Below are 10,283 nucleotides of genomic sequence, written 5' to 3'. Positions count from 1 at the left end.
ATCCGACTCCATCGGCATACGGGCGCCAGGTCGTGACACCCGTCCGCCCGTCATCATCCGCCCATCCCGCGAACGCCCCTCGACCCCCTCGAAAAAAGCTGCAAATTCCCCTTGTAATGAGATTAATTCCCATTTACTATGGCATCACTGTCTGACGCGAGGCAAGCAAGACCAGCCCGGCGAGGACAACGGAACAAAGTAGCAGAGCAAGTAGCAGAGCAAAGTAGCGCAATACAGGAAGGCCGGCGGCAAGCCCGCGGCAAACAGGATTTTCGATGTCGCGCATGGCGCGGCATCCATCACCGTCTTTTGTGGGGACCGCTCCGTACCGCGGAGCGTTTGGCAGTAGCCAGTCACCGGAAGATCGGGAAAGCAACCAGACCCCGCTTTCCCGATCAGCTCTTCGGCTGACAAGCCAAGCCATCTTTTTATTCCGCAAGCCGTGGCAACACGTCTTGCAGCCAGCGGGCGGCCTTCCTTGCAGGATGCCGCCCGCTGCATTCCTGCGGTCTGGATGGCGTACGTTGGCGCGCAGCGCGCGGCGGCGCGGCCGGCCGGAGCACGTCATTTCCGATTGATGCGTCCCCGCCCGGGCGCAAAGCCGCAGCATGTTGATGCCTCCCGACAGTACCGAACCCATTGACCTGAAGCGCGCCGGCCTCAAGGCGACCTCGCCGCGTGTTCGCGTGCTGGAAGTCTTCCGCGCCAGCGAACGCCGCCACCGCAGCGCCGAGGATGTCTATCGCATCCTGCTGGCACAGGACGTCGACGCCGGCTTGTCCACCATCTATCGCGTGCTCAACCAGCTGGTGCAAGCCAATATCCTGCTGCGCCACAGCTTCGAGTCCGATCACGCGGTCTTCGAGCTCAACGAAGGCGGCCACCACGATCACCTGATCTGCGTGGCCTGCGGTCACGTGGAGGAATTCCGCGACGAAGCCATCGAAGCCCGCCAGCGCGAGGTGGCCACCGCCAATGCGTTCGTACTGCGCGAACACATGCTGGTGCTGTACGGCCTGTGCCCGAAATGCCGGGCCGACAAGTCCATCAACTGACACGGCCCGCGGTTCCCTTCCCCTGCCCCGGAACCTCGGCCCCGCCCGGCCTCCGACCCATGCGGCCGCCGGGCAGCTACCGGAGTCCGCCATGGATCGCCAGATCAAACCCCTGCCTGAACTCAAGCGCTTGCTGAGCCATTGGCTGCGCGAGCAACCCGGCTGCCAGGATTGCCAGCTGCGCGCGGTGTGCATCCACCGGCCTGACCATACCGGCTGCAACTGGAGTGCGGAGGTGGATTTCCCCGACCGCAGCGAGGAAGACGCCGTGCGGAGCCTGCCGCTGGCCCGGCGGGTGGTGGTGCGGGTGYGCGAACGCTTCAATGTCGAGGGACTGAACGGCGGCGGCGCACTGGCCCCGGCATCCTAGGCCGGCGGCTGGCGGGCGCGTCCTCCGTCGCCCCCCACCCCTGCCCCTCGCTCTCACATCCGGCTAGAATCCCCCCCTGCTGCCGCGCGCACGACGCGGCCCACATCAAGTTCAAGCCGGATTGTCCATGCCCACCACCTCTGCGCCCCGCCGCGCGCTACTGGCACTCGCCATCACCATCAGCGCCTCGGCCGGCTGGGCAGCAGACAGCGACCCGGCAGGCGCGGCAGGCACGGCAACCGCGACGCCGCCCGCCAGCAAGTGGAAGATCTCGGCCGGCCCCGGCGTCTACGTAGCACCGGATTTCCCCGGCGCGCGCACCTCGCTGGTCTACCCGATCATCTACCAGGACATCGACTACGGCGGCCGCTTCTTCTCGCGCGGCTTCGACCTGCTCGGCGTGTATGCGCTCAACAACGATATCTGGCAGATCGGCGCCGACTTCCAGTTCGACCCGACCTGGCGGCGCAGCAAGGACGATCACCGCCTCAATGGCCTGGGCGACGTCAACATGACCATGCGGGCGCGGGCATTCGCGCAGGCACAGGTCTCGTTCATCACTTTCTCGGCGGACGTGGCGCAGGACATCGCCGGCCAGGGGCAGGGCTTGATCGCCAACGGCGACGTGCTGTTCAGCCTGCCAGCCGGCAAGTGGCTCTTCACGCTGGGCCCGGGCGTGACCTGGACCAATAGCAAGTACATGCAGACCTTCTTCGGCGTGACGGCGGACCAGAGCGCGCGGTCGGGCCTGCCGACGCATGCGGTGGGAGCCGGGCTGAGGGAATGGCACGCCAACGGCATCGTCAGCTATGAGATCTCGCGCAACTGGTCGGCGCTGGGCTTGCTCACCTTCGCGCGGCTGGAGGGGGATGCGGCCAGCAGCCCGGTCACCCAGCGGCGCCAGCAATGGACCGCCATGACCGCGGTGACCTACCGGTTCCGCTGAATCGGCATCGCGCCGCTCAGGGTCGTCCGGACCCTGGTACGGCCGCCGCCACGGGCGCAGCCGAGGCCGGCCTCAGCACCAGCCAGACCGCCAGGCCGATCAGCGCGCCGCCGACGGCGTGCGCCCACGACAATTTCTCGCCCAGGAACAGCGCGCCCCACACGATGCCGAACGGCGGGATCAGGAAGGTCACGGTCAGCGAGCGCACCGGGCCCAGGTCCGCGATCAGGCGGTAATAGAGGATGTAGGCGATGGCAGTGCACAGCATCCCTACGCCCAGCATCGCCAGCCACACCCCCGCCCCGGCGGCCGGAAGCGTATTCTCGCGCCACAGCGCGACACCGCAGAACGGCAGCAGGAACAGCGTGGCGCCCACCATGCTGCCGGTGGCCACCAGGCGGCTGTCGAGCCCGCCCTGCGCCGTGATCCAGCGCCGCGCCAGGAAGCCGGCCAGCCCATAGCAGGCCGTGGCCACCAGGCAGGCGCCCGCGCCCAGCAGCACCTGTGGCGTGAAGGCCACGGGGCCGGTACGGGTCAGCACCCCCACCCCCGCCACGCCAAGCACCACCCCGCCTGCCTTGGCCAGCGTCAGGCGCTCGCCGAAGCACAGCGCGCCGATCAGGACGCCCATCAGCGGCGTCATCGCATTGAACACGGCGGAATAGCCGGCCGGCAGCCACAACGCCGCAAACGCGTACATGACAAACGGAATGCCCGAGTTGATCACGCCCAGTGCCATCGCCGCGCGCCACTTGCCGCGCATATCCCAGCGCACGCGCATCAGGGCAAGATAGGCCACCAGTGTCAGCCCGCCGACCAGCACGCGCAGGAAGGCAGCCGTGAAGGGGCCGAGCACCGGTGCGCCGATGCGCAGGAACAGGAAACTGGCGCCCCAGATGGCGGCCAGGCTTAGCAGGCGAAACAGGTCGGCGGGTCTCATGGCTTCGGGGCTGACGGGAGATGGCCGGATTAGACGCGCGGCCGGGGTGGGATGCAAGCTGCTTTCGGACATCTGCCTGCGCGGAAATGCCCGTAAAAGATGCGTTTTCGCCTCATCCGTGTCACTTCGCCGCGGACTGCCCGGCAGCCGCCCCACAAAAGAGGGGTGACTCAAATGGGACGTGACAAGCCGTATTAAGTTATTTTAAAATCTGGTCTGCGCCAGAGTTAATTGACCCCTCCGACGCATTCCCGACAAGCCGCCACATACGTGGCGGCTTCTTTTTTTTGCGGCGCGTGATCCACAACTATAAATCAACGTCAACCGCAATGGGAGATCCCGCGTTTGCAGCGACATGAAACGACAGTTCCTTGGCTTGCTCGCCCGCATCTACGTCCTCCAGTTTGCCGTCGAAGTACCGGCCACCGTGGCCATGCTCGCCGAAATGCTGATGGAGTACGGCTTCCAGGTGGATATTGGTTCCGTGCGGCCGCTGCTGCGCGCGCTGCAGATGGAAGGGTACATCGAAAGCGTCCTGCGCGACGGCATCGGACGTGTCTACCTGATCACTGAACGCGGGCGCGAAGAACTGCGCAGCAGCCGCGCCCATGTGGACGAACTGTACCGCCGCCTGCACGCGCGCCCGGACCCCTCGGAAGTCGCCAACGGCTGAGGCTGGCGAGATGGTGGCGCCTCCTGCCTGGCGCCAGCAGGGATCCACGGGCCGCCGCGCACCCGCTGTGCACCCGCTGCGTACCCGTTTCTGCGTGGCCAAGATCGGCTCCCCGACATGACAAAGACCCGGACAAGGCAGCGCAGATCGCACCGCCGTTCCCGGGCCGTGGTCTTCCATGCGTGACCGGCCTGCGGCTCGCGCCGGCTGCAGGCATCCCCTGCTGCCTCACTTCTTCTCGGCCTTGCCTTCGTAGCGCTTGCCCCACTCGGCGAGGCACCGTCACGTTGCCGAAGCGTTGTCATTGGACGTGGGGATGAAGACGACGAATTCGCTCTACCGCGGTCATCGATTCGCTGCAGCGGTCATCAGTCAGGCGGTCCGCTAGTAATTCCGCTTCCACCTGAGCCTGCGCGATTATCGAGGAGCGGTTATTCGCTATGCCAAACTGACAACGCCGAACCGCTTGCCTACCTGTTCGACCGCGAGGAACGCGCGGCCCGGCCCGGACCCACCTGCCTGCATGAATGAACACCCCTTGGTGCCATGATGACAACTGGCAGCTTAGGGACGGTGCGTGCCATGCAGATGGCAGTCGGGCAAAGAATGCCGATGCAGGTATCGGCGGATTTTGGACCGGCCCGCGCGGGCGGCCCCCGGGCTTACTGGTTGGACGCCACCCGCTGCGCGCGCGCCGGCATGGCCGCCCCGCCCCCGGCCGCGCAGATCTCCATCAGCCCGCTGAGCGGCACGGCCTGGCAGAACAGGTAGCCCTGCACGGCGTCGCAGCCATGCTCGCGCAGGAAGGCGAACTGCGCCTGCGACTCCACCCCTTCGGCCACCACCTGCAGATGAAGCTGGTGGCCAAGCGTGATGATGGCGGCGGCCACGGCCTGGTGATGTTCGTCGTGCGCCACGTCGTCGACGAAGGACTTGTCGATCTTGAGCTTGTCGATCGGCAGCCGCGTCAGGTAGCTCAGGCCCGAATAGCCGGTGCCGAAATCGTCGATCGACAAGCCCACGCCAAGCGCGCGCACGCGCTCGAAGGTATCGATGGTCTTGCTGCCGCCTTCGATCAGGATGCCCTCGGTGACCTCGATGGTCAGTGCGCGCGCGGGCAGCCCGGCCGCCTCCAGGCACTGCGTGACCATGGCGGGGAAGCCGGCCTGGCGCAGCTGCAACGGCGAGATATTGACCGCCACCTCCAGCTCCAGCCCCAGCTGGCTGCGCAGTTGCTGGATCTCGCGGCAGGCGGTAGCCAGGATCCACTCGCCCAGCGGCATGATCAGCCCGCTCTGCTCGGCGATGGGGATGAACTCGGCCGGCGGGATCACGCCGCGCTCGGGCGTCGCCCAGTGGATCAGCGCTTCCACGCCGGCAATGCGCAGCGTCGCGGCGTCGACGATGGGCTGGTAACGCAGCCTGAACGCCTGCGTGGCCAGCGCGCGCCGCAGCAGGCCTTCGATGGTGAATCGCGCCATCGAGGCCTCCGCCATCTCGCTGGAGAAGCGGCTGAGCTGCGCGCCACCCCGGCGCTTGGCCGCGTACATGGCGGCGTCGGCATTCTTGAGCAGGTCGGCCAGGTTGTCGCCGTCGTCCGGGCACAGCACCATGCCGATCGACGGCGTCACGCGCAGGCGCTGGCTGCCCAGCTGCAGTTCTTCCGACAGGCGCGCCAGGATCTTGGCGGCAACCAGTTCGGCCTCGCTGTCCTGGGCTACGGCATCGAGCACCACCACGAACTCGTCGCCGCCCATGCGCGCGACCAGGTCGGCGTGGCGCACGGCGGCCTTCAGGCGGTCGGCCACGATGCGCAGCACTTCGTCACCGATATGGTGGCCCAGCGACTCGTTGATGCGCTTGAACTGGTCCAGGTCCAGCAGCAGCAGCGCGATGCGTTCGCCCTTGCGCAGCGCGCGCTGCAGCACGAGTTCCGTGCGCGCATGCAACTGGGCGCGGTTGGGCAGGCCGGTGAGCGCGTCGTGGTGCGCCAGGTGGCGGATGTACTCGTCGGCGCGCTTGCGCTCGGTGAGATCGTGCGCGATGGCGAGGTAGCCGCCGCCATCGATCGCCGCGGCTGCCTGCACCGTGCCCTGCCCCGCATCGTGCGCCGGCGTGCCGGGCAGCGCCGTGAGCGTCAGTTGCACCGGCAGGCGCGAGCCGCCCTTGCGCACATAGGTCCATTCCTGCTCGTCGGCGAGCCCCAGGCGCGCCTTGCCGATCACGGCAGGCAGGCCGGCGGCGACCGGCTCGCCCAGTTCGCTGCTGAGCGTGGCCGCGCGTGCCGTGACTTCCCCTGCGTCGAGAAAATCGAGATAGCGCATGCGCCCGGCCACTTCGCTGGCCTGGTACCACAGCATGCGCTGGCCGGCGCGGTTGAGGCCGGTCACGAGCCCGTCGCGGTCGAAGGTGATCACGCACAGCGCGGTATGGTCGAGCACGCGCGCGCTGCGCTCGGCCTGTTCGGCAGCCGCCAGTTCGGCGCGGCGCACCGCGCTCAGGTCGGTCACGATCCACAATACGCGGCCGGCCCCTGCGGCAGGCACCGGCGTGGCTGTCACGCGCACCGGAAACACCGTGCCGTCGGCCTTGCGCGCGGGGGTATCGATGCGGCCTGCGAGCGCGCCCCCGGCCAGCGTGACGGCCTCCGGCAGCAGGGTGGCGATGGCAACGCCCGCGAACTGGTCGCGCGCCTTGCCGAACATGGCCGTGGCAGCGGCGCTGGCAGTCTGCACGCTGCCCTGGTCGTCGCACACGAAAAAGGCGTCGGTGGCGCCGGCCAGGCCGGCGCGCTGCAGTGCGCCGTCGGCCTGGCGCGCCTGGCGCGCCCGCACCGCCAGCTGCCACGCGCGGCGTTGCTGGCGAGCCAGCGCCAGCACCAGCCAGGCCAGCAGTAGCGAGGCCAGCAAGCCGCCTGCCAGCACCAGCAGCGCGCGGCGCGGCCGGTGCGCGGCCTCGAAGGCGGGCATGGTGGCGCCGCGCAGGATCCACACGCGCCCGCCGAACGTCAATTCGCGTTCGGCCTCGATCATCGGTGCCGGCGGGCGCAGGTCGCCCGCCGCCGGTTCGGCATCGCCGGCCAGGAACGTGGCAGGCGCGGCATCGCGCCCGTCGAAAAGCATCAGCGAAAGCGATCCGGCCGCGGGCAGGCTGACGCCGCGCAGCAGATCGTCCAGCCGCAGCGCGGCATACACGTAGCCGGTCACCGCCTGGCGGCGCTGCGCCGTCGTATTGAGCGGCAGGCCGTTGCCATACACCGGCATATAGATCGCTGCGGCGCGCTGCGGCGCCTGTGCCTCGCTCTCGCGCACCGTTTGCAGGCCGGCGGTGAGGCGCGCCTCGCCGCTGTCGCGGGCGGCTTCGGCCGCGGCGCGGCGCGCGGGATCGCTCAGGATGTCAAAGCCGAGTCCGCGCGTGAGGCGACCCGAAAGCGGCTCGACAAAGACGATGGGCGCATATTCGTCGCGCGCGCCGCGCGGGTAGACCTCGAACACGGGCACGCCTTCGCGGCGCATGGTCTCGCCCAGTCGCTCCAGGTCGCGCGCCGCGGTCAGGCGTGCATAGCCGATCGAGTGGGTACCGGGCGGCAGGTCGTCGACCTGCGTGGTGTACAGGTAGTTGCGCCACTGCGCCCGTGTGATGGCGGGATCCGCGGCGAACAGCCCCGTGGCGCCGCGCAGCAGCTGCTCGTTCTCCTGCAGCCGGCGCTGCAAGGCGCTGAAGACCGGCGTGTAGTACCCGTCGAAGTCGTCGCGCGCCACTTCCCGCTCGAGCGCGCGCATGCCGTACCACGCGCGGCCCGTGACCAGCGCGCCGGCAGCGGCAACCAGCAGGGATAGCAGGACAGGCGAGAGTGAGGGCAGTTTCATGTATGGAGTTGGCGCGATTGTCAGCCCTCAATCAACCCTCAAGGCTTCGCCCTGCCGCCGCCGGGCCACGAGGCACTATACCTTGGCGGCCATGGCTCGCCCAGCCCTGGCGCACCGGCGCAACGTGCGATGCCACACGCACATGCCGCGGCCCCGGAACGGGTATGCCGGGCTCGCGCATGGCTGGCGCTTGTGGTAGGGTTGCCGGGCCCGCAACCCCGCCGAAGCCGGACGTCCCGGTAGCCATGCGGGCAGGCCGGCCAGCAGGCACGCGCCATTTCCCGACTTTGCCGGCCAGCATGCCATTCGTTTCGCTTTCCCTGAAGGCGCGCCTCGCGCTGATCAGCACGGCGCTCGCCGCCGTGCTCGGTACCGGCATCGTGCTGGCTTCGCTCTATTACGCGCACGACGACCTGCGCGCCGCGCTGCAGGACCAGCAGGACTCCATCGTCAAGCTCGCCGCCAACCAGCTCGACACCGCCATGGAAGACCGCATCACGCTGCTGTCCCACCTGGCACCGCAGCTGGTCGGCAAGCTGACGCTTCCCCGGCCCGAACTGCGCCGCTTGCTCGAGAGCCGCATCCCGGTCCCGGCCACCTTCAATGCCTTCATGGTCGCCGACGCCCAGGGCAATATGCTGACCCAGGAGGGCGTGCCGGTGAGCATTGCCGACCGGGACTACTTCCGCCAGGCCGCGCGCACGCTGGAGCCTGTGATCACGCCACCGATCCGCGCCCGCACCAATGGCGCGACCGGCGTGCTGGTGGCGGTGCCGGTCATCTCCCCGCAGGGCGAATTCCAGGGCCTGCTGGGCGGCTGGCTGGATCTGTCCAGCGCCAACTTCCTGGTCGAGATCACGCACAACCGGCTCGGCACCACAGGGTTTTACTGCCTGGTCTCGGCCGGGCGCACGCCGGTCTATGTCCGTCACCCGGATTCTTCCAGGGCGATGCAGCCGGCGCGCGCGCTGGGCGACACCTGCGGCGTGGACGACCGCAGCGGACGGGCCGAATTCCTCGCGCCCGAGCGGCCGCTGATCTCGCGCTACCTGCTGGAAAGCACCGGCTGGGAGCTGGTGGCGGTGCTGCCCGCGCGCGAGGCCTTCGCCCCGCTGCATGCCATGCAGGGGCGCTTCCTGGGGCTGGCGCTGCTGGCGCTGGCGGTGGTGGCGCTGATGATCTGGCTGACCCTGCGCCATCTGCTGGCCCCGCTCACGCGCCTGCACCAGGTGGTGCGCGAGAGCGCGCACGACCTCGCCGCCTACGAGCGGCTGCCGGCCCAGCAGCACGACGAGATCGGCGACCTGGCGCGCGCCTTCGCGCAACTCATGCGCGACGTGCGCCAGCGGCGCGAACAGCTCGACCTCAGCGAGCGCCAGCTGCGCGCGGTCACCGACACCCTGCCCGCGCTGCTGGGCTTCGTCGATACCGAGGAGCGCTACGTCTTCAACAACCTGGCCTACGAGCGGACCTTCGGCATCCCCGTCAGCGAGCTGCGCGGCATGACCGTGCGCGAGCTGATCGGCGAGGCCCGCTACGCGCGCTCGCGGCCGTTCCTGCAGAAGGCCCTGGCGGGCACCGCGGTGACCTTCGAGGTCGAGGACAGCGATCCCGAATACCGCTGCATGGAGACCAACCTGCGCCCGGAATGGAATGCCGACGGCAGCAAGGTCATCGGCGTGCACGTGCATGTGCAGGACGTGACCCAGCGCAAGCTGGAAACCATGCGGCTGTCGCGCATCTCGCGCCTGGACCACCTGACCCAGCTGCTCAACCGCAGCGCGTTCGAATCGCTGCTGCAGGCGGCCATGGCGCGCAGCCGCGAGGACGGCCGGCTGATWGCGCTGCTSTWCCTSGACATGGACCGCTTCAAGGCCGTCAACGACTTCCACGGCCATATCACCGGTGACCTGCTGCTGCAGGCCTTCGGGCGGCGCCTGCAGCGCTGCGTGCGCGAGCGCGACGCGGTGGCCCGGCTGGGCGGCGACGAGTTCGCCGTGGTGCTGGAGGATATCGGCGGCGCGGCCAATGCGCGGCGCATCGCCCAGGCCATCGTGCATTCGGTCAGCCGGCGCTTTTTCATCGACGGCGTGTTTGCCGATGTGGACGTGAGCATTGGCGTGGCGCTCTACCAGGGCGCCGAGATGCCCGACCAGGAACTGATGCGCCAGGCCGACACCCTGCTTTACCGCGCCAAGGCCGCGGGCCGCGGCCGCTTCGAGATGGGCCCGCCCGAACTGCTGGAACACGACGGCGGCGCCGCGTCCTGAGCCGGCACGGCGCGGGACCGCCTGCCTACTTGCCCTCGAACGGCACGTGCTTGCCGTCGCGCGACTGGTAGCCGAGCCTGGTGTCGGCACCCATCATCTTCTCCCAGGCCACCATGGCATCCGCGACGGCGTTTGGCTCGCCCTTGAACACCAGCACATC

Annotated in this window: 7 protein-coding genes; 5 read left to right on the top strand and 2 right to left on the bottom strand. The window is 68.8% G+C overall.

Features of this window, described 5'->3' with window-relative positions; all coding sequences use genetic code 11:
• Window positions 1-608: 608 nt before the first annotated feature.
• The 3 genes from fur (at window position 609) to AC1DO7_RS35580 (ending at window position 2,371) form a co-directional block, all read left to right on the top strand.
• Window positions 609-1,055, top strand: coding sequence for a ferric iron uptake transcriptional regulator (gene fur / locus AC1DO7_RS35590; protein ID WP_441611838.1), 447 nt, complete (start codon window positions 609-611; stop codon window positions 1,053-1,055).
• A 91-nt stretch (window positions 1,056-1,146) separates the two neighbouring features.
• Window positions 1,147-1,425 (top strand): hypothetical protein, encoded by a 279-nt coding sequence (locus AC1DO7_RS35585; protein WP_477117194.1) that lies wholly within the window; start codon window positions 1,147-1,149, stop codon window positions 1,423-1,425.
• A gap of 127 nt (window positions 1,426-1,552) precedes the next feature.
• Window positions 1,553-2,371, top strand: coding sequence for a MipA/OmpV family protein (locus AC1DO7_RS35580; protein WP_441611836.1), 819 nt, complete (start codon window positions 1,553-1,555; stop codon window positions 2,369-2,371).
• A gap of 16 nt (window positions 2,372-2,387) precedes the next feature.
• Here the strand turns inward: AC1DO7_RS35580 and AC1DO7_RS35575 are convergent, their stop codons facing one another.
• Window positions 2,388-3,311: a DMT family transporter gene (locus tag AC1DO7_RS35575; RefSeq protein WP_441611835.1), complete on the bottom strand. Its 924-nt coding sequence runs from the start codon at window positions 3,309-3,311 to the stop codon at window positions 2,388-2,390.
• 355 nt (window positions 3,312-3,666) lie between these two features.
• Between AC1DO7_RS35575 and AC1DO7_RS35570 the strand changes: the two genes are divergently transcribed.
• Entirely contained in the window at window positions 3,667-3,984 is a 318-nt protein-coding gene (locus AC1DO7_RS35570; protein ID WP_441611834.1) for a PadR family transcriptional regulator, read from the top strand.
• Between the two features lie 662 nt (window positions 3,985-4,646).
• Here AC1DO7_RS35570 and AC1DO7_RS35565 read toward each other — a convergent pair.
• Window positions 4,647-7,853 carry a bifunctional diguanylate cyclase/phosphodiesterase gene (locus AC1DO7_RS35565; RefSeq protein ID WP_441611833.1) on the bottom strand — a complete coding sequence of 1,069 codons (3,207 nt, stop codon included), beginning with the start codon at window positions 7,851-7,853 and terminating at the stop codon, window positions 4,647-4,649.
• Window positions 7,854-8,152: 299 nt separating this feature from the next.
• On the opposite strand from AC1DO7_RS35565, the gene AC1DO7_RS35560 reads away from it, so the two are divergent.
• Window positions 8,153-10,123 carry a sensor domain-containing diguanylate cyclase gene (locus tag AC1DO7_RS35560; protein ID WP_477117193.1) on the top strand — a complete coding sequence of 657 codons (1,971 nt, stop codon included), beginning with the start codon at window positions 8,153-8,155 and terminating at the stop codon, window positions 10,121-10,123.
• Window positions 10,124-10,283 lie beyond the last annotated feature (160 nt).

It is taken from the genome of Cupriavidus sp. 05N40 (assembly GCF_056397305.1).
Note: the sequence above shows the minus strand (reverse complement) of the source record. Positions and strands in the feature narration are given on the sequence as shown.